The sequence below is a fragment of the Methanomicrobiales archaeon HGW-Methanomicrobiales-1 genome, from assembly GCA_002839675.1.
GTDB lineage: Archaea > Halobacteriota > Methanomicrobia > Methanomicrobiales > Methanospirillaceae > Methanoregula.
The window spans coordinates 182,978-205,771 of record PGYM01000001.1 but is presented as its reverse complement, the minus strand read 5'-3'; the positions used below and the strand labels follow the sequence as shown (position 1 = coordinate 205,771).

Annotated in this window: 26 protein-coding genes; 6 read left to right on the top strand and 20 right to left on the bottom strand. The window is 52.7% G+C overall.

What is annotated here, in order from left to right; genetic code table 11:
- Positions 1–58 precede the first annotated feature (58 nt).
- The 11 genes from CVV30_01025 to CVV30_00975 all read right to left on the bottom strand — a co-directional run bounded on the left by CVV30_01025 (position 59) and on the right by CVV30_00975 (position 10,701).
- Positions 59–1,516 carry a cation transporter gene (locus CVV30_01025; GenBank protein PKL69987.1) on the bottom strand — a complete coding sequence of 486 codons (1,458 nt, stop codon included), beginning with the start codon at positions 1,514–1,516 and terminating at the stop codon, positions 59–61.
- A 67-nt stretch (positions 1,517–1,583) separates the two neighbouring features.
- Positions 1,584–1,964: a desulfoferrodoxin gene (locus tag CVV30_01020; GenBank protein PKL69986.1), complete on the bottom strand. Its 381-nt coding sequence runs from the start codon at positions 1,962–1,964 to the stop codon at positions 1,584–1,586.
- A 16-nt stretch (positions 1,965–1,980) separates the two neighbouring features.
- Positions 1,981–3,165 (bottom strand): MBL fold hydrolase, encoded by a 1,185-nt coding sequence (locus tag CVV30_01015; protein ID PKL69985.1) that lies wholly within the window; start codon positions 3,163–3,165, stop codon positions 1,981–1,983.
- Between the two features lie 5 nt (positions 3,166–3,170).
- Positions 3,171–3,398, bottom strand: coding sequence for a hypothetical protein (locus CVV30_01010; GenBank protein ID PKL69984.1), 228 nt, complete (start codon positions 3,396–3,398; stop codon positions 3,171–3,173).
- A 37-nt stretch (positions 3,399–3,435) separates the two neighbouring features.
- Positions 3,436–3,987 carry a hypothetical protein gene (locus tag CVV30_01005; GenBank protein ID PKL69983.1) on the bottom strand — a complete coding sequence of 184 codons (552 nt, stop codon included), beginning with the start codon at positions 3,985–3,987 and terminating at the stop codon, positions 3,436–3,438.
- A gap of 2 nt (positions 3,988–3,989) precedes the next feature.
- Positions 3,990–5,255, bottom strand: a complete 1,266-nt coding sequence (locus CVV30_01000) for an ATPase (GenBank protein ID PKL69982.1) — start codon at positions 5,253–5,255, stop codon at positions 3,990–3,992.
- Between the two features lie 186 nt (positions 5,256–5,441).
- Positions 5,442–6,041 carry a hypothetical protein gene (locus CVV30_00995; GenBank protein ID PKL69981.1) on the bottom strand — a complete coding sequence of 200 codons (600 nt, stop codon included), beginning with the start codon at positions 6,039–6,041 and terminating at the stop codon, positions 5,442–5,444.
- 162 nt (positions 6,042–6,203) lie between these two features.
- Complete coding sequence (locus CVV30_00990) at positions 6,204–7,196, bottom strand: hypothetical protein (GenBank protein PKL69980.1); 993 nt, start codon at positions 7,194–7,196, stop codon at positions 6,204–6,206.
- A 67-nt stretch (positions 7,197–7,263) separates the two neighbouring features.
- Positions 7,264–8,091, bottom strand: coding sequence for a hypothetical protein (locus tag CVV30_00985; GenBank protein ID PKL69979.1), 828 nt, complete (start codon positions 8,089–8,091; stop codon positions 7,264–7,266).
- 109 nt (positions 8,092–8,200) lie between these two features.
- The gene (locus tag CVV30_00980; protein ID PKL69978.1) at positions 8,201–9,049 is read right to left on the bottom strand and encodes a 2-oxoglutarate synthase; all 849 of its coding nucleotides are present in this window, start codon (positions 9,047–9,049) and stop codon (positions 8,201–8,203) included.
- Positions 9,049–10,701 carry a pyruvate ferredoxin oxidoreductase gene (locus CVV30_00975; GenBank protein ID PKL69977.1) on the bottom strand — a complete coding sequence of 551 codons (1,653 nt, stop codon included), beginning with the start codon at positions 10,699–10,701 and terminating at the stop codon, positions 9,049–9,051. Before CVV30_00975 ends, CVV30_00980 begins: the two co-directional genes overlap by 1 nt.
- Before the next feature lie 355 nt (positions 10,702–11,056).
- Between CVV30_00975 and CVV30_00970 the strand changes: the two genes are divergently transcribed.
- Positions 11,057–11,899 carry a hypothetical protein gene (locus CVV30_00970; GenBank protein ID PKL69976.1) on the top strand — a complete coding sequence of 281 codons (843 nt, stop codon included), beginning with the start codon at positions 11,057–11,059 and terminating at the stop codon, positions 11,897–11,899.
- A gap of 17 nt (positions 11,900–11,916) precedes the next feature.
- On the opposite strand, the gene CVV30_00965 is transcribed toward CVV30_00970, so the two are convergent.
- From CVV30_00965 to CVV30_00940, 6 genes are all read right to left on the bottom strand, one after another.
- Positions 11,917–12,303 (bottom strand): response regulator, encoded by a 387-nt coding sequence (locus CVV30_00965; GenBank protein ID PKL69975.1) that lies wholly within the window; start codon positions 12,301–12,303, stop codon positions 11,917–11,919.
- Positions 12,304–12,376: 73 nt separating this feature from the next.
- Entirely contained in the window at positions 12,377–12,652 is a 276-nt protein-coding gene (locus CVV30_00960) for a hypothetical protein (GenBank protein PKL69974.1), read from the bottom strand.
- On the bottom strand, positions 12,640–13,149 hold the full coding sequence (locus tag CVV30_00955) for a DUF1890 domain-containing protein (GenBank protein ID PKL69973.1): 510 nt from the start codon (positions 13,147–13,149) through the stop codon (positions 12,640–12,642). The genes CVV30_00960 and CVV30_00955 overlap by 13 nt, the downstream gene beginning before the upstream one ends.
- A gap of 57 nt (positions 13,150–13,206) precedes the next feature.
- The gene (locus CVV30_00950; protein ID PKL70920.1) at positions 13,207–13,533 is read right to left on the bottom strand and encodes a divalent-cation tolerance protein CutA; all 327 of its coding nucleotides are present in this window, start codon (positions 13,531–13,533) and stop codon (positions 13,207–13,209) included.
- 11 nt (positions 13,534–13,544) lie between these two features.
- The gene (locus CVV30_00945; GenBank protein ID PKL69972.1) at positions 13,545–14,951 is read right to left on the bottom strand and encodes a hypothetical protein; all 1,407 of its coding nucleotides are present in this window, start codon (positions 14,949–14,951) and stop codon (positions 13,545–13,547) included.
- Positions 14,944–15,678, bottom strand: coding sequence for an ABC transporter ATP-binding protein (locus tag CVV30_00940; protein ID PKL69971.1), 735 nt, complete (start codon positions 15,676–15,678; stop codon positions 14,944–14,946). Before CVV30_00940 ends, CVV30_00945 begins: the two co-directional genes overlap by 8 nt.
- A gap of 118 nt (positions 15,679–15,796) precedes the next feature.
- Between CVV30_00940 and CVV30_00935 the strand changes: the two genes are divergently transcribed.
- The 5 genes from CVV30_00935 to CVV30_00915 all read left to right on the top strand — a co-directional run bounded on the left by CVV30_00935 (position 15,797) and on the right by CVV30_00915 (position 21,316).
- A complete protein-coding gene (locus tag CVV30_00935; GenBank protein ID PKL69970.1) occupies positions 15,797–16,945 on the top strand; it encodes an LL-diaminopimelate aminotransferase in 1,149 nt (382 codons plus the stop codon).
- Entirely contained in the window at positions 16,942–18,234 is a 1,293-nt protein-coding gene (gene lysA, locus CVV30_00930) for a diaminopimelate decarboxylase (protein ID PKL69969.1), read from the top strand. Before CVV30_00935 ends, lysA begins: the two co-directional genes overlap by 4 nt.
- A 12-nt stretch (positions 18,235–18,246) precedes the next feature.
- Positions 18,247–19,548: a nucleic acid-binding protein gene (locus tag CVV30_00925; protein ID PKL69968.1), complete on the top strand. Its 1,302-nt coding sequence runs from the start codon at positions 18,247–18,249 to the stop codon at positions 19,546–19,548.
- Between the two features lie 80 nt (positions 19,549–19,628).
- Complete coding sequence (locus CVV30_00920; GenBank protein PKL69967.1) at positions 19,629–20,606, top strand: DNA repair and recombination protein RadA; 978 nt, start codon at positions 19,629–19,631, stop codon at positions 20,604–20,606.
- Positions 20,600–21,316: a phosphoglycolate phosphatase gene (locus CVV30_00915; GenBank protein ID PKL69966.1), complete on the top strand. Its 717-nt coding sequence runs from the start codon at positions 20,600–20,602 to the stop codon at positions 21,314–21,316. The genes CVV30_00920 and CVV30_00915 overlap by 7 nt, the downstream gene beginning before the upstream one ends.
- On the opposite strand, the gene CVV30_00910 is transcribed toward CVV30_00915, so the two are convergent.
- From CVV30_00910 to CVV30_00900, 3 genes are all read right to left on the bottom strand, one after another.
- Positions 21,280–21,534, bottom strand: coding sequence for a photosystem reaction center subunit H (locus CVV30_00910; GenBank protein PKL69965.1), 255 nt, complete (start codon positions 21,532–21,534; stop codon positions 21,280–21,282). The genes CVV30_00915 and CVV30_00910 overlap by 37 nt on opposite strands.
- A gap of 88 nt (positions 21,535–21,622) precedes the next feature.
- Positions 21,623–21,832, bottom strand: a complete 210-nt coding sequence (locus CVV30_00905) for a histone (GenBank protein PKL69964.1) — start codon at positions 21,830–21,832, stop codon at positions 21,623–21,625.
- A gap of 50 nt (positions 21,833–21,882) precedes the next feature.
- On the bottom strand, positions 21,883–22,764 hold the full coding sequence (locus CVV30_00900; GenBank protein ID PKL69963.1) for a hypothetical protein: 882 nt from the start codon (positions 22,762–22,764) through the stop codon (positions 21,883–21,885).
- Positions 22,765–22,794 lie beyond the last annotated feature (30 nt).

Below are 22,794 nucleotides of genomic sequence, written 5' to 3'. Positions count from 1 at the left end.
TCTCCTGATGTTAACAAAAGTAAAGTTGTGTTGAAGGCGTGCAGGCAGCCCGGACCGGTTATTCCTGTCTGCCAAAAACAGCCATAATAAGCATCACTACCGGGATCACTTCGAGCCGGCCCACCCACATGACACCGATAAAGATCCATTTCGAGATGAGGGGCATATCAGGAGATACATAGCCGGAACCTATACCGCAGGTAGAGAACGCGGAGACCACGTCAAACACGATCTCGGTCATGGAAAAAGTAGTGATATGGGACTGGATAACAGCAAGAGATGCAACAAAGATGACCCCGACCGAAAGGATGATGATGAGCATGTTTTTTGAGACTTCAAGCTCTGCTGTTGCTTTCGGGATCACCCGGCCATCGAACCGGAACGGCAGGAGCACCTTGCCACTGACAAAGAGACGCCGGAACCACCAGAGCAGTGCCCTGACCGCAAGCATGACCCGGTGTACCTTAATTCCCCCGGCAGTACTGCCACTCGCACCCCCGATAAATATCAGCATGGCAAGAAAGAGGATCGTTACACTGGCCCACGTGTGGAGGTTTGCAATCGAAAAACCCGTAGTAGTAACGGCTGATATGGTCATGAACAGGCCCTGGTGCAGGGCAGGCAGGTAGTCAAGGTTGTTAAAAAAGACCAGATCATAGGTCAGGACTGCCGTTCCCAGGGCCACAATGATAAAGAAGAGTTTGACCTGTTCGTCGCCAAACAGGCTCCAGCGCCGGTTCTCTGCTATAAGATAATAGAGTTTGAACGGCAGGGCCCCTGCGATCATGATCGGGATGAGGATAATCTCCAGCAGCACGCTGTTATAATACAGGATGCCCCCCTCGTGCAGGGTAAAACCTCCTGTGGATATAGTGGCAAGCGCGAGATTGACCGATTCCCATAAGGAGAGACCGGTGAACAGGATGAGGCCAATGGCAAGAAAGGTCAGGATCCCGTAGATCTTCCAGAGTGCCCGCCCGGCAGAGACAATCCCCTGCATCAGCGGTTCGTCCCTGCTTTCCGTGCGGAGGATCTTTGACCGGAAAAGACCTGTGCTGCTTGCTATTGAAATGGCAAATGCGATAATCCCGATACCGCTGATCCACTGCATGTAAGATCGCCAGAAGAGGAGAGTATGGGGGGCCGTCTCTAAGGACTGCATCATGGAAAACGCAGTGCCGGTCCAGCCGGCCATACCCTCAAAAAGCGCATCGGTAAATCCCATATGCAGCCCGAGCATGAACGGCAGGCCACTCACCATCGCACTGGTAAGCCAGAAGAGTGCAACCGAGCAGAATGCTGTCGAAAGTCTCACGCTCCGCTGGGGACGGGGCAGGCTCCTTATGAGGAGGCCTATGAGGTAGAAAGTAACGGGCACGGCAAGCATGGGCAGGAGCATATTCCACTCGGAGAAAAGAACCGCGACAATGAGCGGAATGCAGGTTATCGGGGCAATAAAAATAAAAATATCGCCCAGATCGGCAATAATCGTGGAAAGATGCTCAAGCCGGTGCATTGCTAAAGAATTGCCCCTGAGATTCTATTAGTGTTTGCCCCTCGTCGGGGTGTAAAAAGGGGGATACTCAGGATTTGTTCGTCCAGAGCCCGTGCACATTGCAGTATACACGTACCTTGGCACTGGCATCAGGAATACAGAATTCCGCCTCGGGTTTTTCACCGGGTTTGAACCCGCGGATATAGACGTTCTCGCCGGTCCGCACTTCCACCCACTCGATATAGTGCTTCTCTTCCATGGGGTGCGGAACCGATCCGATTTTCACAACAATGCCCGCACCGGACTTCTCTACCACGGGGACATGTTTCTCTTTACCCGCGTCAGCGGTCTTTTCCAGTTGCAGGACCATTGGCTTTCCACAGCAGACCAGGTTGCCATTGGATGCATGTACTATCTTGATGATGTTCCCGCATACTTCACATTTGTATACTTCAAACATTTTTGCCATAAATGTGCCTCCATTCTTACACAATGTTGATCTCGCTATGCTTCTTTAAGATATCGTCTGCGAGGCGGTCGAGCTGTTTTAACGTCGCTTCATTCGGCTGCCCTTTGACAATAACCGGCTCAAGGACTTCGACCTTGACATGGTCGAGCATCTTTACAATCATCTCTGCAGTTTTACCGCCCCAGCCATACGATCCAATTACTGATGCATACCGGACCTTCGGTTTGAGCACGTTGGCTAAGTAGGTGGCATACACTACCTTGGGGTGGGGGCCGAAGAGCACCGTGGGAGTCCCCACGACAACAGTGGCTGTATCCAACAGTGCAAGAGCAAGATCGCCGATATCCGTAACGTTCAGGTTGAACGGTTTTACCGTTATCCCGCGGGCGATCAGGGCATTTGTCAGGTACTCTACCATCTTTTCTGTACTGCCATGCATCGAGATATACGGGATTACTACTTCGTTTTTCACCGTATCTGAAGTCCAGTCAGCATAGGCATCCAGTATAAACTGCGGGGATTTGTGGATCGGACCGTGACTGGGCGCGATCTGCTTGAGCGGGAGTGCCTTTATTGTCTCCAGGTAACCCCTTATGCTGTTCCGGAACGGCATCATAATCTCAGCATAGTACCGTTTTGCCGACCGGTAGCATTCAGCTTCATCGGTTACATACAGGTCGGACGTGGCCATGTGGAACCCGAAGAGATCGCAGGAGAAGAGGATTTGGTCTTCCTTAAGGTACGTTACCTGTGTCTCCGGCCAGTGTGTCCACGGGGTCATATGGAATTCGAGCGTCCGGTCACCCAGCGAAAGGGTCTCTTTATCCTTAATGATCTTAAACCGGTTTTCCGGGAGCTGGAGCAGGGCAATGAGCAATTCTTTGCACTTCTCATTGGTCACTACTACTGCACTCGGGTAAAATTCGAGGATCATCGGCAGGGAGCCGGAATGGTCCTGTTCGGCATGATTGACAACCACGTAATCTATGCATTCGATACCGAGCTTGAGCAGGTTTGAGACCAGCTCAAACTCCTTGGCAGGATCGACGGTGTCGATAAGCGCGGTCTTCTCGCTACCCTTAACCAGGTAAGAATTATAGCTCGTGCCGTTCGGGAGCGGGATTAAGGCATCGAAGAGACGCCGGTCAAAATCAAGAGCTCCGACCCAGAAGATTCCAGTGGTAATTTCCCGCGAAACCATAGCAATCAGTTCCCACTCCGGTTAAACAATTTTTTTGCTGCCCCGCAGACCGGGCATAGCCAGTCATCAGGCAAAGACTGAAATTCCTTTCCCGGGGGAATATTCTGCAGCGGTTCTCCTATATCGGGATTGTATTCATGCCCGCATATGGCACATACGTATTTTTCTGACAAAATAAAAACCTCCAAAGGTTTGTTTGTTACGTAAATAGCGTGGATATTTGAAATAATCATTTCGATAGTGCACAACTACCTTATCCGGGTCCATGCATCAGGACTGGCTTTTATCCGCAATAACGGGGGCAAGATGGTATCGTTCAACAAAGAACCTGAATGAACGGTTTTTCAGAACTGCCGTTTCAAGCGAGAAGGATTTGAGGATCTCGAACATGAAATCGATCCGTGAATCGAACTGCCGGGGCATAAGCTTGTTGAAATCTTCCTTGAAAAGCTCATCGGTAGCCGCAAGATCAGCAACCCCGAGATCGCGTACAGCAGTCTCTGAAATCCCGGCATAATACCAGCTCTCGATCTCCTTGATTACAATGACGATGCGGTGGCCGGAGATATTATCGAAATGATAGTAGAGGAGCTGTTTTTTATCCCTTACCGAGCGTTCTGTATCGATATCTGCAACAAAGATGTAATCATTTTTCATCTGCCGCACACTTTTTAAAAAATTGTTCACCTTCACCCGCTTGATACTTGCATACGGTATGATCTCGATCGATTCGTACCGTGACACGAAAAGGGGTTTGATAACGCGGCCAAAGAACCGGATATCATCTTCCCCTTCGACAAGGATAAACAGCCGTTTTTTCATGCTCACAATCCCAGCAGGTTCTGGACATAGAGCTCTTCAATCCCGATCTCATTTTCAAGAAATGTCCTGACTTCTTCTTTATCGGCAGGGCGCGAGATTATCGAGAAACCCTCGCTGTCCCTTGACAGGAGCAGGATATCTTCAATGCTGACATGCTTGACTACCTCGGTGCTATGAGTGGTGATCATCAGCTGTTTTCGTTCGGATGACTCTTTCATCATCGCCATGACACGGGCAACCAGGAACGGGTGGATATGGCTTACCGGCTCTTCGATGACAATGAACGGTTTATCTTCAAAATAAAGCGCAATGATCAGGGCAAAGATGGTGATGGTCCCGTCTGACATGGAAGAAGCGGGAAGATCGTAGCTTTTAGCATACCGTTCGCGGAGGGTAAGGATAAGAGAGACATCCATGAACTTCTTTACCGAGAAATCCTCTACAAAGGGCATAACGTCGCGGAGCAGGTTTGAGAATTTCCGTTTCTTTTCGGGATTGTCAATGATGGTTTTTACCACTACCGCAAGATTACTGGCATCCTCCTCAAGATCCCGTTTTCCGGTAATCACTGCTCCCCGCTTCGGGAGTTTTGGATCGATATCGTACACTGCAATCCGGTCAAAGAATTTTTCCACGTGCGGCAGCGGATAGGCATACGAGCTCTCGAGCAGGAGGGCGTTTTTCGGCAGATGTACCCCGCGGAAAAAGGCCGGGATGATATCGTTTTCAGACAGGGGGCATCCTTCGGGAAGATGTACGGCAAACTTCACGTTGCCCTTTTCATTAATCACCTGTATCTCCCCGTGTCCCAGGGTGTGGTTTTTTGTATAACCCGTTCCCTTTCTTTCACACGAGGAGACCTCACATCCAATCACGAGCCGGTCTGTTATGACGGCAAACCCATCCCCATCCGCATCGAACCGGAGTGCAAACTCATAGGAGGATTCGCACGACTGGATCCCGAGAAAAGAATTCTCGCGGCTTTTATCATCGATAATATCCATTTTCTGATCCGGGGTATAGGAGACCCGTACCACGAGATCCCGTGCATGCCCGATATTTGCATTCCGGATATATTCTGAACCCCCCTGTAGGGCAATTGCATTCACCAGACCATGACGTGCGATGTCGCGCAGGAACTTGAAAATACTGATAAAATTGGATTTTCCTGCTGCATTCGAACCGATAACCACGTTGAACCGGGACAGATCGATATCGAGTTCGGAAAAACTCTTGAAATTCTCCACATGAACCTGATGGATTGGCATGAAAACTCCGCTTAAGTTCTCGTCACCCTGTAAGAAAAAGAAGGTATTGGTGATCAGCCGGAATACCAATTGCGGCCCGGTATGCACAAGTAGTGAAGGTAAACCAGAAATCCGTGACCGGGCGGAGAGCAGATATGACAACAGGAATGGTTTTCACCAGTAAATCAGACCTTTGCCTACCGGGAATCATTTTCCTTTCCGGGAAAAGCGGAGGGAATTCATCCAGGAAAAAATACCCCGGGATGGCCGTTCAGGAAACACACCTTCTGCTACGGATTTTACCTCTTCTACGGAATAAAAAGCATTGGGGTTGAACTGCTTGATGATACTGATCACGTGGGGAAGATCCTGTCGTTTGATGATCGTAAAAACCATCTTCACCCGGCCCGTTACCCCTTCCCCGTCAATACTCGTTACCCCATAATTATGTGTCTTAAAATACTGGATGAGAGCGGTTGGATCCGCTTTGGTGATGATACGCACACTGGTAAGCCCAAGAGAGAGTTTTTCTTCGATTGCCATACCTACAATGGTCCCGGTGGCAAACCCGGCCCCGTAGGCAATATAGCAGACCACATTTGTCAGGTTGTTCATCACCTGCCCGATAGCGAGCAGCCAGATAATCACTTCGAAAAACCCGATAACTGCCGGGAGGTACTTGATCCCTTTCGACATGAAGATGACCCGGATTGTATCGAGGCTCATGTCGCAGACGCGGGCACAGAAGATCAGGAACGGCAGCACCACAAAGGCAAACACCGGTGAGGCGAGGAACGCTTCGACCATGATTACCTATTTTTTACCGATCGGCGGTGTTAATAGTTTGTGGTAGGATGAGAGGAAAAACCATTACCGTGCACTGAATTACACCGGAACTAAGCGATTACTGATGAAAAATGGATAACAAAAAAAGTTACTCAAAAAAGATCCCGGAAAAAATATTTGGGGTTAGGTACTGGTTGAATTGCTGACCGAAAATTTCCCGGTCAGGGTACCGGTCTGCTGGCCCTCGATATTGAGCACTTTCACATCCCAAAGACCAACTTTGCCACCATCGGCAATCTTCATATTAAGAATGCAGGTAATCTTGGTGGTATCAATGGACGTCGGCGTGACACAATTGAGTTCGGTTGATCCCTGGACAAAGGTTACTCTCACGCCCTCGTTGAAATTCTGGCCATTGATAGTAACCGGCAGCTGGGTAACCCCCAGTTCAGCGGTTGTGGGTGAAACGCCCGTGAGAATCGGGGGTGCCTGGCCGATGGTAAATGCACCGTACTTGGTATCCGACTGCCCTCCGGGGTTGGTGACCTGGACATTCCAGCTGCCCTCATCAGCGCTGAGTTTGAACGTGCACGCAATTGAAGTTGAGGAGGAGACTGATACGCCCGTTGCCGTGATTGACGGGTAGCCGGCACGCATCAACTTCACCGTTGCACCGTTCTCGAAATTCGTACCGGTGATGGTTGCGCCTGCTAATGCATCCGTGGCACCACTTGCTGGAGATATCCCCGTCACCGCAGGAGTACTGCCGGAAGCGGTTGTCTGGACAGCTGTAGGAATGGTTGTCGTAACAACCGGTATGGCCGAGACCGTCACATGAGCTAATTTTACCGGATAGACTGTTTCGACAAGGAATCTCTCAACGGTTTCTACTTTATTATCAATGAAGTGCCCCCACTTCCCGTCAGCATTTTTATAGATCCAGGCACGGGTGTACATATCGCTTGCCGGGTCGTACTTCGTGATAACATACAACATCTGGTCCGTTGATGACGCGGATTTGGCTACGATATCTCCTGCCACATACTTCGATTCAGGCATTGCAGTTGTAGGCACCGGTGTCGTTCCGGAAGATGACTGATCGGAGCACCCGGCAATCAGTACCGCAAAAACAACAAGTGCACAGATTAATAATCCGTTACCGATTTTCTTATCCATACCCGTTACTTTCGGTGCATATGCGTATAAGATTTTTTGTCGGGGATCCGGCTGACCGAAACATCAGTTATGCCGGTACCCGCACGGTCCTGAAATTCCGGGCAAAATACAGGTGTATGCCAAAGAGGGTGAGAACCGCAAGGATTGCAGAACCAGCTACTGCGGGCAATGCCGCCTCCATGCCCGATATCCCGACACGGCCTGCCATAACCAATGCCAGTCCTGACGCAACAAGGATACTGGCAGCATAGACATCCCGGACCGCAAAGAAAAAGACCGCTGCAACGAGCCCGAGCACCAGGAATCCCACCAGCGCAGGCTGCAGGCTGGCCGGAGGGCTGTGTGCAAAGGAGGTGATACAGAAAAGCCACGCGGTAACCAGGCTTCCGGCAGCGATCGATATGACCGTACCCCCACTCCGCACGAATGCCTGTACATGTGTTCCCAGAAGAACCCAGCAGACCATTACCGATGCAATTGCTGTCGGCAGCAGGAGCAGGAAGTTAAAGGCGAATGCGGACCGGTCCGTGCCGGACGGCAGGACCAGTACAACGATCAGATAACAGGCAAAGGAGGTCAGGGCAGTTGCGGACAGGGTCCGACGCGATTCCCGGAATCCGATTTGGAACAGGTTTACAGCACCGGTGACAAACGATTCACGCAGGCAGTACACGGGAATGATCATGCCGGTAATGATACATGCTACGACTGTGTACACAATAATTCCCAGGAAATCCTGTGACAGGAACAGGCGGGCGTTTCCTTCGAACAGGGATGTCAGGATCATCCAGACCACATAGATAGCAAACGGGATTACCAGCAGGCGGAGCACCCCGGTCCGGGATGCAGGATCCGGCCCGGTCACTACGGGTACGACAGGTTTTACCACGCTCATTCGTTGTTGCTCCCGGTACATCGTTGGTCGACTATTCAGATGTATATTCCTTTTTCATCGCATTGTCCGGAAGCAGGTTACTTAGTTACTGGGAATCACGGAACAAAGCTCATGTCCGGGTCTCAAGAAACTCGCGTATGGCACGATCGCGCACTTCTTTTTCGAGAGGGCGGGTGATCATCCGGTCTTCAAAGGTGGGAAGAACACGCTGGTAAAAAATACCAAGCGCGATCCGGGCATCGCTGTTGTAATCCCATTCGCGGGCAAGGGCACAGGCAGCTTCAAAATCCGGCTTGCCCTGAACGGGCAGATCATACACGTGAGCATCGTAATAATCAGTTACCGGGAAGAACGTGGCACAAATCTGGAGCACATCGATGAACGAGAAACCCTTGTGGGCAATACCCGCACGTATCAGTTCTTTTAACTGCTCCATCTTCCGGGTATATCCCCGGGCAATGAAGCCCGCGCCGCTCGCGAGCATGAGTTCGACCGGGTTGAAGGGATATTCCGCGGTACCGGAAGGGGTTGATTTTCCTTTGAACCCAAGGGGTGATGTCGGGGTGTACTGACCGGTAGTCAGGCCGTAAACCCGGTTGTTGTGCACGATCACGGTTATGTCGATATTGCGCTTTGCGGCAAAGATCAGGTGGTCAAGCCCCTCGGCATATGCATCTCCGTCGCCGACACAACAGATCACCGTGAGCGCGGGATTAGCAAGTTTTATACCGGTTGCTGCCGGGATCGCTCTCCCGTGCAGGGCATAGAAACTGTTGATATTGAGATAATCGGCGATCTTTGCATGGCAGCCGATACCGGATACTAAAACAACATTATCAAGCGATTTTCCTTCCTTTTCATAGTCAGCCAGCAGGTTTTTTATCGTATGCTGGAGCGCAAAGTTCCCGCAGCCCGGGCACCACGTGTTCTGGGCTTCAGTAATAAGTGTCCGGGTCATCAGATACCCGCCTCCTTTACCCGCAGGACCAGTTCTTCTACGGTAAACGGCCTCCCGTCATATCGCAGGATCTTTGCGTTGACCCTGATTCCCTGCTGCTCTGCAAGTGCTGCCAGCTGGGCAGTGGCATTCTCTTCAACCGCAATCAGCCGTTTCACTCCTGCAAGGAGTTTATTAATCGAATCCGCCGGAAACGGGGCGAGCACAACCGGGCGTATCACCCGAAGACCAAGTTCTGCTGCCACCTCTTCACAGACACCTTTTGTCGATCCCCAGCAGAACAGGGCTGTGGATGCGCCGGGCGAACCCGACTGGATCACGCCGGGATAGTCCTCTATGACTTTGATCAGGGCTTCTCCTTTTTTCAGGCGTTTTTCTGTCATCAGTATGGTGGTGCCTGCATCCTCTACCGTGATTCCCGCTTCTTCGTGCGTATAACCATTCACCTTTACTACCGCATCGTTCATACCGGGAAATGCCAGGGGAGAGCAGCCGGATGCTGCATACTCATAGCGGCGATAGGGGGCCTTACCATCCCACAGGGGCTCACCCGTGCTCACGGTATTCCGGGCCGAAGCCGGATCAACACTATACGTGCTTTCAGAAAGGGTCTTGTCGACAAGTATGAACGCAGGGACCTGGCATTTCCATGCAATATCCATTGCACGGTCAGACCAGTCCAGGGCTTCCTGTGCATCGCCCGGGGCAACAATCAGGCGGGGAAACTCCCCCTGCCCGGCATGGAGGACAAACTGGAGATCGGTCTGGCCGGTATACGTGGGAAGTCCGGTTGAAGGGCCGGTTCGCTGGGAGACAACGAGCACAACAGGAATTTCTGCCATGCCGGCAAGCGAGAGTCCCTCTGTCATCAGGCAGAAACCGCCACCGGAGGTGCCGATCGCCGCCTTTTTCCCCGCATAGGCAAATCCAAGGGCCATCAGGATTACGGCAATCTCGTTTTCTGGATGCACAACCATGATCCCGAACCGGTCCTTCTCCTCGGCAAGAAAGTGGAGAATACTCGAAGAGGGGGTCATGGGATACGAGACATAGGCGTCCAGCCCGCCCCGGACCAGTCCCAGGCCGATCGCTTCATTTCCCGATACCAGGGACCGGGGCTGGCTCTCACATTTTTTTATTGGATTGACAGGATCGAGCATATCGAACGCTCTTTTTGCCACGGCAAGGTTCAGGTCGGCTCCCTTCGGGATATGCCTGCGGAACACCGCTTCAACCGTCTCCCACCCGATCCCTGCCACCCGGGCAAATCCCCCGATGAGCGCTGAATTTCCCATAATTGCCGGTGCTTTTTCTTCGGCAAGGATCGCCTTTACCGGAATACCATGACCCCCGTTGTTTACGAGATCCTTATTGGAGATGATGACGGTTTTATCCGTGAATTGTTCTTTGTGCCGCTCAATGGTCTCTGCGTTCAGCGCCAGGACAAAATCGACATGGTTGCGACAGGCTCCAATATCCTGTTCCCGGCCCCGTATGATGGCAAAGTTGTGCCCGCCCCGGATCAGGGACGGGTAATCGAAATAGAGATAGATGCGATAGCCAAGATGGTTCAGCAACTGGGCTACCATTGCCCCGGCACTGTTGATACCGTCTCCTGCCTTTCCCCCAACCAGAACAGATACGTCGTTCATCTCAGATCCCCGTATAATCTCATACTGCCAGAGGTGCTAAATAATTTGGCATCAAAGCACCCCGGTTTTTTCCCGCCGGGTGACAAAAACCGCACCGTAACAAAAAATCCGATTAGTTATATTAAAATAGCCGGGCGTTGCCTATCATCCTTAATACAGAGTAATATTATAGAAAGTAATAAAAAAACATCAAACGGTTACCGGATTGTGCCATTCTCTGCAGGAGAGAGACAAAAATGATCAATCCCAAAAAAAACCCACCGTACATCCACGCACAGACACTGGGGTGAGAACGATAAGTTATGAAACGATAAATTCAGAAAAAACAGCGTATTCTGTCCATACCACGAGTGGCATGGATATGGACAGCCTGATCAAGGCAATCCGTCACCACAATCTCGGGATACGGTGGAGAGCTGCACTTGCTCTCGGAGATATCGGTGAGCCGGCAGTCAAGCCCCTTATCAGGGCCTTAAAAGAGCCGGACCAGGATGTGCGCTGGTTGGCCGGGCTCGCCCTGGGCAGGATCGGGGCAGTAGCAATTCCCCATCTCGTACGGGCAATGTCTGAAAAAGATCAGGATATCCGCTGGCATGCCACCCATATCATGGCGGGAATAGGCGAACCTGCCATTCCCCATCTTATCGCCACGCTCAAGGAGAAAGACACCGATCTCCAGTGGCGGAGCGCACTGGCACTCTCCCTGATCGGCAAACCTGCAGTAGAATCTTTGATCTTTGCGTTAAAAGACCAGAACTGGTGGGTGCGCGTGAAATCTGCATGGGCACTCGGCGAGATCAAGGATCACCGGGCGGTCGAACCCCTGATCCAGTCAGTAAATGACCTGGACTGGTATGTCCGCTGGAGCGCTGCTGATGCCCTGGGTAAGATCGGGGACAAGAAAGCCGCAGTCTGCCTGATAAAGGCATTGAAGGAATCTGATTCCTTTGTACAGGTACCTGCTACGTGGGCTCTCGGCAGACTGGGCAGTGATGCATCGGTCGACACCCTGGTCCAGTCGCTGAAAGATTCTGACTGGTATGTCCGGTGGGGTGCTGCAGATGCACTCGGCAATATCGGTGAATTGCGGGCACTCGAACCACTGATGAAAATAAAAGATGATAACGACGAGTATGTGCGACGGGCAGTAGAAGAAGCGATTGGAAAAATCCGCGCCAAAAACGAAAACAACAGCTGAACTGCCGGACGCATCCCTTATTTTTTGATCATCTGTTCGAGGATACTTTTCAGTTCATTGATCTTATACGGTTTCGAGAGTTTTCCGGAAAAGCCGAATCCAATGAAATCCAGCACCGCGGGATCATTGGCATAACCGGTTGACACAACCGCTTTAACATCGGGATCAAATGCTTTTAACTGCCCGATTGTATCTTTTCCCCCCATACCTTCAGGGATGGAGAGATCGAGTATAACCAGGTCAAAAGGAGCGCCGGCATTTTTCTCTTGTTTATAAAGATCGATTGCTTCCTGACCTTCACGGGCAAACATCACTTCATAGCCAAGGAACTTCAGGACTTCCTGAGTAACATCAAGAATTATCTGCTCGTCATCCATCAGGAGAATTTTTCCCTTGTTCGTCATGGCATACCTGTCTGATATTCTGATTATTGGCCCTGTATATTATTTACTGTATCCATTTTAAAATGACAAATATTCACTTTTTAAGCGCACGCAATCGTGCTGCCTCATCCTTATCCTCAACCCGCAGGAGGAACGTGCCATGGCAGGGCTTGGTATAGGGAAAGATCACAAAATCCCCGTCAAGCCCTATGGCAATCGGGGGCAACCCGATCACGTGGACATCAAAGACCTTGAACCCGGGTTCAACATCCCGGAACTCGGCATAGGTCTTTTTGATAAAATCGCGGGATTCCTTAAAGGTCGCATCCCTGAGCACGATCTCGTAATTCATCGATTCTACGCAGCCCATGGTGCCACCTCGTCAAGCGCTTTCTTTAATGGCAGGGGATTATGCACGGCTTTTGCCGCAATGGTAGTGCAGGGGAAGTCTATCTGTTTGACCAGGTCCTCGTAATGCTCACCATAGATAATGGAGTAAACCTTCGCTTTCGAGATCGCACTCATGGTCCCGGCATAGGTGATCCCGGCATCATTATGGATAAAGACAAAACAGCGGTCAAAGTCCCGCTTCTTCCCGGTGATCATGACAACCGCCCGGTCAAGGTCCATGACCTCGCCCAGGTAATGCCGGTCGGGATCTGCAACAACGAGAAGCGTGTTTGCTGCCTTGTTGCCGGCAACAGTAGGAACGATACCCGCCTTTTTGAGCCGGTTGATCAGGTACAGAGCAATACTTGTCTGCACCGGTACCTGCGGGCACCCGAGCACGAGAAGTGCGGTTGCCGGTTGTGTGGTTGGTTCACCTGTCACTTTTTGACCTTCCCCTGCTGGTTGGTACAGTTTCATTATTCACTACAGGCAATAATCTTGCGCATCCCGCCATGAAAGGGGAGCGAATGACTTTCAAACCTCATCTTTTGTCTCATCCTGCACCCACGCAAGGTAGGGGGCATACCCCGCAATGACCGGCACTGCGATGATCTCGGGCACTTCGTAGCTGTGCAACTGCCGGATAGCAGCAATGACATCGGTTTTCATCGATTCCCGGGTCTTTGCAATGAGCAGGTGCTCCGGCTCCGAGCAGAACTCCCCGTTCCACGGGTAATAGGAATGTACCGGAACGACATTGACACAGGCAACGAGCTTTCGCTCCACGAGTGCCCGGGCCATGGCTTCTGATTCTGCAGCAGGTATCGTGCAGAAAATCACTACAATTTCCGGTGATTCCATGAGTTTCTCCATTAAAATGTCGGCTGGTCGAGATCTTCCCATTTCACATAACTTTCCCGGATGAACAGCCATGCCGGCAGGAAGAGCAGCACGGACAGGAGCGCATAATACGGGTTGATGAACGCCAGAGCGATAAGCACGATCAGCGCAACTCCCAGCACAAAGAGATAGATGAGCAGGACCTTTGCATCATAGACAAGGACAGATGGGGCAAGACCGGTGAGCCAGATCGTTACCGACAGGGAGAAGAACGAGACAGAGAGGCAGATTGCCAGTGCCGGGACAAGGTACGCAACCCCGCCTGATAGCAGGCTGACGGCTATAATCAGGGCAACCGGAATAACCTGGAGCACGGTAAAACTGCACATCTTGCTCGTCAGGAGTGTCCTGACACTGACCGGCAGGGTTGTATACGTACTGTAGGAATCAAACGCCGTGATCCACGTGTACATCGTAGAGGCAATCACGCCGGTAAGAATGGCAAAGAGCAGCAGGACCCCGCCCGGGGGGAGCAGTTGCGTCAGCACCGAGAGCAAAAACCAGAGGAGCCCGAGTGGGATGAGGAAGGAAAAGATCGTCTGGCCGACAAGACTTCCACTCCGCCGCATATCGATAAGATCCTTGGCGGCAAGCGGGGGGTGGGGGAAAAATGATAACCTCCGGGAAAGCGGCGCCATCGCATTTGCGTACCGTTTCGTGGTGTCCGTATATTCTGCCGTAAAGAGCAGGACTGCAACTGCGGACAGGATCAGGATCGCTGCACAGGTAAGGCCGAACATGCCCCATGAGAAGGCATGGAACAGCATGAGAGGCGGAAACAGGAGCGCAATATTGATGCCGGCACCGAGATACAGGGCTAATCCTCCGACAAGAAGGAGTCCCAGGATCAGGCCCAGCGCCGTTTTCGAACGTGCATAGACCGTAGAGAGGAAGAACACTCCGGCGAGCCCGGTGAGAAATGCGAGCGTGAGCGTGACGAGCAGGAGAGCAGGCAGGGCCAGCGGGATACCGATAAATGGCGAGGCAATGGCAAAACCCCCGACAAAGGGGAGCACCCAGAGAATGAAATAGTAGACCGTATCCTTAATCACAAACGTGCAGAATATCTCTTTTTCCGAGATAGGGAGGCTCTTTGCCGAGTAGGCCAGCAGGCTTGCCTGCCCGAACCGCCGGTTCATCGCTTCCTGCCCGATCAGCCCGAATGCCCCGACCATGATGCCGAGCAGAAGAAAGAGCGCGTGAATGATGGTGGCAAGGTCAGAGCCGGGAATCACTGCCCGGAAGAGGGGCAGCAGGAATGAGCCCATAAAAGCGATGCCAAAGATCATCACCGGAAAGAGGGCAAAACTCAGGCTGCCGAAGATGGTGGAATGGATCCGCCACTCCTCTTTCATCATGCCGGTGAAGAGCTTAAACATGGCCATCCTTCCGCACAAGTGAAAGGAAGAACCCGTCAAGATGCTGGTCTGCTGCTTTTACATCCGCAACAGTACCGGTGTGGAGCAGTTTTCCGTTGTGGAGAATCGCAAATTTTGTGCAGATCTCTTCTGCGATCTCCAGGATGTGGGTGGAGATGAAGATCGTATTGCCCGCTTTGGTATAGTCGGCCAGGAAATCCTTGACCTTATGCTGCATGATGGGATCGAAGTTGATTAAGGGTTCATCGATGAGCGCAAGCACAGGTTTGTGGAGAAACGCCTGCGTAAACATCAGTTTCTGCCGGGTGCCCCGCGAGAGATCTTTGCAGAGCACATCCCGCTTGTCGGAAAAATCCAGGAAATCGAACCACCAGTCGGCCTCTTTCCGGACATCGGGAATATGGCGCACCTCCCCGACAAAATCCAGGTATTCGGTTGCGGTTAAGAAGCTGGGCGGGGTCTCCTGCTCAGGGATGATGCCCACGCGTTCACGGACACCGATGGGATTCTTTTCTACATCCAGGCCAAGCACGGTTGCCGCACCCCGGGTTGGCCGGGTCTGCCCGGTCAGCATTCGGATCATCGTGGTTTTACCGGATCCATTGGGCCCGAGCAGGCCGAAGAGTTCCCCCTTCCGCACGGTTAACGAAACCGCGTCTACCGCTGTTACATCCCCGTATTGCTTGGATAATCCCTGTGCATCGATAATTACCGGACTATTCTCCATAGCGCTCATTATCCATTGTTATGTATTAAGGGTATTCCAGAACACCAGCAGGCAGTCACGAAGACGATGTGCTGGTAGCGTTAATTACTATACGTCACACAGCCAAAATTAAGTACTTATGTACGCATCACGCATGAGCAATCTCCCGCCGTATCTTTTTGCACGGATCGACGAGATGAAAGCTGAACAACAGAAAAAAGGAGTAGACATCATCGACCTCGGCGTAGGAGACCCGGATCTCGCTACCCCGCCCCATATCGTGGAATCGCTCTGCCAGGCAGCAAAGAACCCGGAGAACCACCACTACCCGTCATACGTGGGTATGCCCGCGTACCGGAGCGCTGTTGCCGACTGGTACAAACAGCGGTTTGGCGTCACGCTCGATGCGGGAAAAGAAGTTGTTGCCCTGATGGGCTCCAAGGATGGTATTGCCCACATCGCTGAGGCGTTTGTCAATCCCGGCGACTATGTGCTCGCCCCGAGCCCCGGCTACCCGGTGTACCGGACCGGCACTCTCTTTGCCGAAGGACAGGTACACGAGATGCCACTCACCCGGCAGAACAACTTCGTCCCCGTGCTTGCCGATATCCCGAAAGAGGTGGCCAGAAAGGCAAAGATCATCTACATCAATTACCCCAACAACCCGACCGCAGCAATCGCGCCCGACGGATTTTACAAAGAGGTCGTGGACTTTGCCGCCGATAACAATATCGTCGTAGTCTCGGACAATGCGTACTCCGAGATCGCCTTTGACGGGTACCGGGCTCCCTCGTTCCTTGAAACCAAGGGTGCCATAGATGTGGGTATCGAGATGCACTCGCTCTCGAAGACCTACAACATGACCGGCTGGAGGATCGGCATGGCAGTCGGCAATGCCGAGATCCTTGCCGGGCTCGGCCGGGTCAAGACCAACGTGGACTCCGGGGTCTTCAACGCGGTGCAGCACGCCGCAATCACCGCACTCAGCGGATCGCAGGACTGCGTGAAAGAAGCCTGCACTATCTACCAGGAACGCCGCGATGTGCTCATCGCCGGCCTGCGGAGTCTCGGGTTCGATGTGCCCACCCCAAAGGCAACCTTCTATGTCTGGCTCCCGGTCAAGGACTGCATGGCATTCTCCGCAAAACTGCTCAATGAAGCAGGTATTGTTGCAACCCCCGGCGTTGGCTTTGGCGCCAGCGGCGAAGGCTATGTGCGGTTTGCCATCACCCGCCCGGTGGCCCGGATCAACGAGGCCATCGAACGCATGCGGAGGCTGAACCTGTGAAACTCGCTCACCATCTCACCGTGCAGAACGGTCACCTGAAGATCAACGGGCAGGACTGTGTTGCCCTTGCAGAGCAGTACGGGACGCCACTCTACGTCACGAGCGAGGACCGAGTCATCGAGCAGTTCGAGAGCTACAAAAAAGCCTTCGGTGCCCGTTACCCCAAGGTGCAGGTGCTCTTCGCCGCAAAAGCGAACGGCAATCTCGCGATAATGCGGGCACTTGCCAAACTCGGGGCAGGAGCCGACATCTTCTCATCCGGAGAACTCCACCTCGCCCTTGAAGCGGGTATGGCACCGGAAAAACTGCTCTTCAATGGCAGTTCCAAGACCCCGGCCGATCTGAAACTCGCGGTTGAAAAAGGCGTGAAAGTCTCGGTGGATTCGCTCGACGAACTCCACCAGCTCGATGCAGCGGCTCGTGCAGCAGGAAAGACGGTCAAGATCGCGTTCCGGGTCAACCCGGCGCTCGAAGTCCCCACCCACCCGAAGATCGCCACCGGCCTTGCCACCAGCAAGTTCGGCATCCCCCACAAGGAGATTCCCGCGGCATACCAAGAGGCCCTTGCCTGTAAAAACATCCAGCCGGTCGGGATTCACTGCCATATCGGCTCGCAGATCCTCGATGTGGAACCCTTTGTCCGTGCAGCCGAAGTGATGATGCGGATCGCAAAGGAACTCACCAACCTTGGCGTGAAACTCGAGTTCATCGATCTCGGTGGCGGACTGGGAATTCCGTACCACCACGATACCGACCCGTCACCGTCCCCGGAGGACTATGCCGCAAAGGTCATCCCGGTCTTCAAAGCCGGTGTTGAGGCCTGCGGGATCACCCCGGAACTCTGGATTGAACCCGGCCGCTCACTTGTTGCTGATTCGACAATTCTCCTCACCCGGGTCAACTCGACAAAATCGGCCCACAAGCGGTTTGCCAACGTGGATGCAGGGTTTAACCTGCTCATCCGGCCCGCGATGTATGACTCCTACCACGAAGTCATTGTTGCAAACAAGGCCGATGCACCGCTCTCTTCGGAATACACGGTAACCGGCCCCATCTGCGAGACCGGCGACATTCTTGCACCCGACCGGAAACTTCCCCAGCTTGCAGCCGGCGATATCATCGCGGTGCTCGATGCCGGTGCTTACGGGTATGCCATGTCATCACAGTACAACAGCCGCCCGCGGTGCCCCGAGGTACTGATCAAGGGAACACAGGCCGGACTCATGCGCAGGGGCGAGACGGTTGCCGATATCACCGCAACAATGGAACGCCCTGCCTGGCAGCAGTAAGCGGAGTATCCCGTGGTCCTCTTTCACTACGCACTGGTCGATGACCTGATCACCACCGAGGAGTTCGAACGGCGCGTAGATACCAAGATCGAGGAATGCGGCGACCTGGTCGATGAACCTACCGCCGCCATGATGGTGATCGGCGAACTGGGCCGGCAGCATGTGAAGATCAAGGGGCTGAGCGGAAAGTCCAGCCTTTTTTCTTTTTTCGGGAAAGTCATTGACAAGACCGAGCCCAAGGAGTTTAACCGGGCAGATGGCGAGAAGGGCTGGGTTGCCACCCTGCTTCTCGGCGACGAGACAGGAACTACCCGGGTCGTGCTCTGGGATGAGAAAGCCGGAGCAGCAATCGATGTGGTCATTGGCGACGTGCTGGAGATCATTGGCCGGCACCCGGGAAAGAGCACAAAAGAGATCTATGCCCTTGCCCTTCGCCAGGCAAGCTGCGAGATCACCTGCGCCCTGCCGGCACAGGGTACGGGTGCAGACAGCCTTTCCAATGAACCGGTGGATCTCGATGCAGTCATCATCAGCATAAACGAACCCCGCTCATTCACCCGCAGGGACGGCACTACCAGCGAGATGGTGGAAGCCGTGATCGGCGATGACAAGGGTTCGGCACGGCTCGTTGCATGGGCTCCGGAACTGCTGAACGATATCGCTCCCGGCACCACGGTGCATATCACCGGGGCAAAACCCAACAATAAGAGCGAAGGCCGGGATTACAGTCTCGATGAAACGAGCACGGTCGCCGTCACGGGTACGGAGATTTCCGTGCCATTCACACCGCTGGGTTCCGTAAGCGACCAGGGTATCTACTCGGTAAAGGGGCAGGTGAAACAGATGCAGCAGCCCCGCTCCTTTACCACCAAGAGCGGAACTGCTTCATGGGTAAGAAATATTCTCGTCAGTGACGAAGGCGAGGATCTCAAGCTGGTTCTCTGGGGAGATTTTGCCCTGATACCCTTAAAAACGGGCGACCGGGTGGAGGCCTACCATGCAAGCGCCAAACCCGGGCGGTTCGGCGGCATTGAACTGGGCGTAGGCAGGGGCAGTGCATTCAGGGTGCCGGATGAAACGGCACAGCCCATTGTCTTTACCGGGATCATCATCCACGGGAACGGTTGCACGTTTATCGATAATGGCACGGACCGTTACCTGATCGAGGGTAGTTTTCCCCATGGCACCGGGCTTGCGGTAGCCGGGCTTCTCAAGGGAAGCCGGATTATTCCGGAACGGGCCGAGCCGGTAGTTCTCAAACCGGAGGATGTACTGGCACATCTCCAGCGATTCAACGAGAGTCTCAAAGAATAAATGACACTTTCACACCACGCACTCCGCGGGGTTATATGCGAGTTTATAACATCTTGTTGTGCCATAGGAGTTGTAAAGAAATGGCTGAAGGACCATTAAGCATTGAAGATTTACCGGGCGTAGGCCCGAGCACCGCAGACAAGCTCCGCGAAGCTGGTTACCTCTCGGTGGAAAGTATCGCAACCGCAGCGCCGGCAGAACTCTCTGAAGTCTCAGAGATATCCGAGTCAACCGCAAAAAAGATCATCAAGGCGGCACGTGAAGCTGCCGATATCGGCGGGTTCAAGACGGGAAAAGATATCTTTGAACAGAGGAAGGATATCAAAAAACTGTCCTTCCGGGTTCCTGAACTTGATGCCCTGCTTGGCGGAGGCATGGAGACCCAGGCCATCACCGAGATGTACGGTGAGTTCGGTTCCGGTAAGAGTCAGATCGTCCACCAGATGGCCGTCAACGTGCAGCTTCCCACAGAACTGGGCGGACTGGGCGGGAGTGCCATCTACATCGATACGGAGAATACCTTCCGCCCCGAGCGTATCGAGCAGATGGTAAACGGTCTCGGCCTGGATAACATCCCGGATGTGGAAGAATTTTTACAAAATATCCACATAGCCCGGGCTCACACCTCCGACCACCAGATGCTCCTTATTGAGAACTCCCGCGATCTTGCGGCAGAACTCAAGGACAGCGACAAACCGGTAAAACTCTTCATCATCGACTCGCTCACTGCCCACTTCCGGGCAGAATATGCCGGCAGGGGCACCCTTGCCGCCCGGCAGCAGAAACTGAACCGGCACATGCACGAACTCTTCAAGCTCATCGATGAGCACAACGGAGTCGGGCTTGTTACCAACCAGGTCATGTCCAACCCGGCAGTCTTCTTCGGCGACCCGACCAAGCCAATCGGCGGCAACATTGTCGGCCACACGGCCACCTTCCGTCTCTACCTGCGCAAGAGCAAGGGCGGAAAACGTATTGCACGTCTCGTGGACAGTCCCAACCTTCCCGAGGGAGAAGCTCCGTTCATTGTCGAAGAGGCAGGTCTCAAGTCGTGTTAAAAGCAGTCCTGACGGATATTGACGGGACGATCACGGATTCGTCCCGCCGGATCAATACCGGTGCTATCAATACTATCAGGTCTCTTGTAGACGACGGAATAGAAGTGGTACTTGCAAGCGGGAATACCTCCTGCTTCATGGATGCCCTCTGCAAAATGATCGGAACCCATGGGACGTTCATTGCAGAGAACGGCGGGGTGTTCCGGGTCGGATTCAACGGCACCCCCCGCATCAAAGGGGACCAGGGGGTATGCCGCACTGCACTCGAAGTCTTGCAGGCGCATTACCACTCGCAGGGAACAGAGCTGGATCTCTACAGCCCCACCTATCGCTATGCCGACCTGGCATTTGGCCGTACCGTACCGGTCGGCGAAGTAAAAATGCTCTTAAAAGACTACCCGGTAAAGGTGCTCGATACCGGGTATGCCATCCACCTCCAGTCACGTGGGGTGGATAAGGGAACGGCCCTTATCGCACTGGCTGAGGAGATGGGGCTTTTACCTTCAGATTTTCTTGCGGTCGGCGATTCACTCAATGACATCCAGATGCTGGCAACTGCCGGCATCGGGGCAACCGTTGCAAATGGCCACCGGGATATCAAGGCAACGGCAAAGTATGTTGCAGAAAAAGAATATGGGGATGGATTTGTAGAAGTTATTGAAAAATATGCGTCCTACCTTCGCGCCGCAAAGCGGTCGACTACAATATAATCCTTAATATCCTTGACCGATTCAAAGGAAATTTTTAAGATTTTGTCATCTTCCATATCATAATTTGCCGTATCGAACGTCTGATCCGGGTGGATGAGCATCTCAAGAACCTGCCCGGAATCAAAGTCAACCCTGATGTTTTTCAGGGTGCCGATAAGCTTACCATCATTGCTCATAATCTTCTTGCGCGAAAGGGTGCGGGCAAATACACGAGTCATAAAAAAATTGACGACGTATAAATATTTAAACTGTTCTAAAAGAAAAGGACAAAAAGAGTTGTTTTTGAGATTAAATGCCTGATTTTGGTCATTTAAACATATCAGCAGCCATTCTGATATCGGATCCACGCATGGTTTTCCTGCCTGCATGATCTGACATCTTCTTGGCTTCCTTTGCAAGGAACATACCATACTCTTCCATCAGCTCTGCAAGAGTCTCGCAGGCGTCAGCACTGACACGCTCGGCACCGGTCTTTTTGATAATTCGTTCAACTGCAGCCTGGGATAATTCAGTCATAGATACTTCTCCACCATACAATTCTATTCAAAATATCTAAAGATGTTGTTTTAAAGCGCAGGAAACACCCTGATGATATCAGACTGGGTGATAATGCCTACGGGTTTTCCATTTTCTACCACAATCAGCCGCCCGATCTCCCGCTCCTTGAACCGGTTGATCACACTGAAAAGCCGGGTGTCTGAAGTGGCTTCCACGACATCGGTTGTCATGACGTCAGCAACCTTTGTTGTAAGGGGAATATTCCTTTCAATGGCTTTTGCAATATCGCTTATCGTGATAATACCGGCAAGTTTGCCATCCGTAAGGATCGGGGCCCCGTGAATATGCTCACGATTGAAGAGGACAAGGGCATCGAACAGCGTGTTCTCAAGAGTCAGGGTTTTTAACGGACTGCTCATGTAGGTGCTGATCGGTTTTTTGGGAAGCGAGATGATCTCTGATGTGGCGATGAGAAGAGATTGTTTTGACTCGTCTTTCCCGAACACCTCGCCCCGGATCAGGAGCTTGTTGACCGGAGTAGGGCCAACAGTGACCTGGTCGCCTATTTCAAAGAGCTTGGCACTCCCGACCAGTTTAATCACCGCGTGGCAGACATCAGGGTGGCAAAGGGTGTTGAACGCGATCTCCTGGACATTTGCCCCATTGACCGGAACCCCGTTTTTACTGATCGCGACATCGTAATCGCCTTCTTCGGATATTTTCAGGTTGAGTTCCTTATAGGCAAGACCGGTGGGAATGTACCCGCCTTTCGGGCCGGGCACCCCATCCACAAGGCCAACAGCTTTGAGCGACTGCATCTGGTTGCGCACGGTCCCCGCGTTGCGCTGGATCAGGTCAGCAATCTCTTCGCCTTTGATGGAGTGGGACTGCCGGTGGTAGAGGGTGATTAAGGTGATGAGGATATCTTTTTGGATCAGGGACAGGTCCATAACGATATACCGTATGACGGTCCATAAATA

Bases quoted from the DNA above. Each gene is read 5' to 3' on its own strand.
- CVV30_01025 (PKL69987.1), bottom strand. From the start codon at position 1,516: ATGCACCGGCTTGAGCATCTTTCCACGATTATTGCCGATCTGGGCGAT.
- CVV30_01020 (PKL69986.1), bottom strand. From the start codon at position 1,964: ATGGCAAAAATGTTTGAAGTATACAAATGTGAAGTATGCGGGAACATC.
- CVV30_01015 (PKL69985.1), bottom strand. From the start codon at position 3,165: ATGGTTTCGCGGGAAATTACCACTGGAATCTTCTGGGTCGGAGCTCTT.
- CVV30_01010 (PKL69984.1), bottom strand. From the start codon at position 3,398: ATGATTATTTCAAATATCCACGCTATTTACGTAACAAACAAACCTTTG.
- CVV30_01005 (PKL69983.1), bottom strand. From the start codon at position 3,987: ATGAAAAAACGGCTGTTTATCCTTGTCGAAGGGGAAGATGATATCCGG.
- CVV30_01000 (PKL69982.1), bottom strand. From the start codon at position 5,255: ATGCCAATCCATCAGGTTCATGTGGAGAATTTCAAGAGTTTTTCCGAA.
- CVV30_00995 (PKL69981.1), bottom strand. From the start codon at position 6,041: ATGGTCGAAGCGTTCCTCGCCTCACCGGTGTTTGCCTTTGTGGTGCTG.
- CVV30_00990 (PKL69980.1), bottom strand. From the start codon at position 7,196: ATGGATAAGAAAATCGGTAACGGATTATTAATCTGTGCACTTGTTGTT.
- CVV30_00985 (PKL69979.1), bottom strand. From the start codon at position 8,091: ATGAGCGTGGTAAAACCTGTCGTACCCGTAGTGACCGGGCCGGATCCT.
- CVV30_00980 (PKL69978.1), bottom strand. From the start codon at position 9,049: ATGACCCGGACACTTATTACTGAAGCCCAGAACACGTGGTGCCCGGGC.
- CVV30_00975 (PKL69977.1), bottom strand. From the start codon at position 10,701: ATGAACGACGTATCTGTTCTGGTTGGGGGAAAGGCAGGAGACGGTATC.
- CVV30_00970 (PKL69976.1), top strand. From the start codon at position 11,057: ATGGATATGGACAGCCTGATCAAGGCAATCCGTCACCACAATCTCGGG.
- CVV30_00965 (PKL69975.1), bottom strand. From the start codon at position 12,303: ATGACGAACAAGGGAAAAATTCTCCTGATGGATGACGAGCAGATAATT.
- CVV30_00960 (PKL69974.1), bottom strand. From the start codon at position 12,652: ATGGGCTGCGTAGAATCGATGAATTACGAGATCGTGCTCAGGGATGCG.
- CVV30_00955 (PKL69973.1), bottom strand. From the start codon at position 13,149: ATGAAACTGTACCAACCAGCAGGGGAAGGTCAAAAAGTGACAGGTGAA.
- CVV30_00950 (PKL70920.1), bottom strand. From the start codon at position 13,533: ATGGAATCACCGGAAATTGTAGTGATTTTCTGCACGATACCTGCTGCA.
- CVV30_00945 (PKL69972.1), bottom strand. From the start codon at position 14,951: ATGTTTAAGCTCTTCACCGGCATGATGAAAGAGGAGTGGCGGATCCAT.
- CVV30_00940 (PKL69971.1), bottom strand. From the start codon at position 15,678: ATGGAGAATAGTCCGGTAATTATCGATGCACAGGGATTATCCAAGCAA.
- CVV30_00935 (PKL69970.1), top strand. From the start codon at position 15,797: ATGTACGCATCACGCATGAGCAATCTCCCGCCGTATCTTTTTGCACGG.
- CVV30_00920 (PKL69967.1), top strand. From the start codon at position 19,629: ATGGCTGAAGGACCATTAAGCATTGAAGATTTACCGGGCGTAGGCCCG.
- CVV30_00910 (PKL69965.1), bottom strand. From the start codon at position 21,534: ATGACTCGTGTATTTGCCCGCACCCTTTCGCGCAAGAAGATTATGAGC.
- CVV30_00905 (PKL69964.1), bottom strand. From the start codon at position 21,832: ATGACTGAATTATCCCAGGCTGCAGTTGAACGAATTATCAAAAAGACC.
- CVV30_00900 (PKL69963.1), bottom strand. From the start codon at position 22,764: ATGGACCTGTCCCTGATCCAAAAAGATATCCTCATCACCTTAATCACC.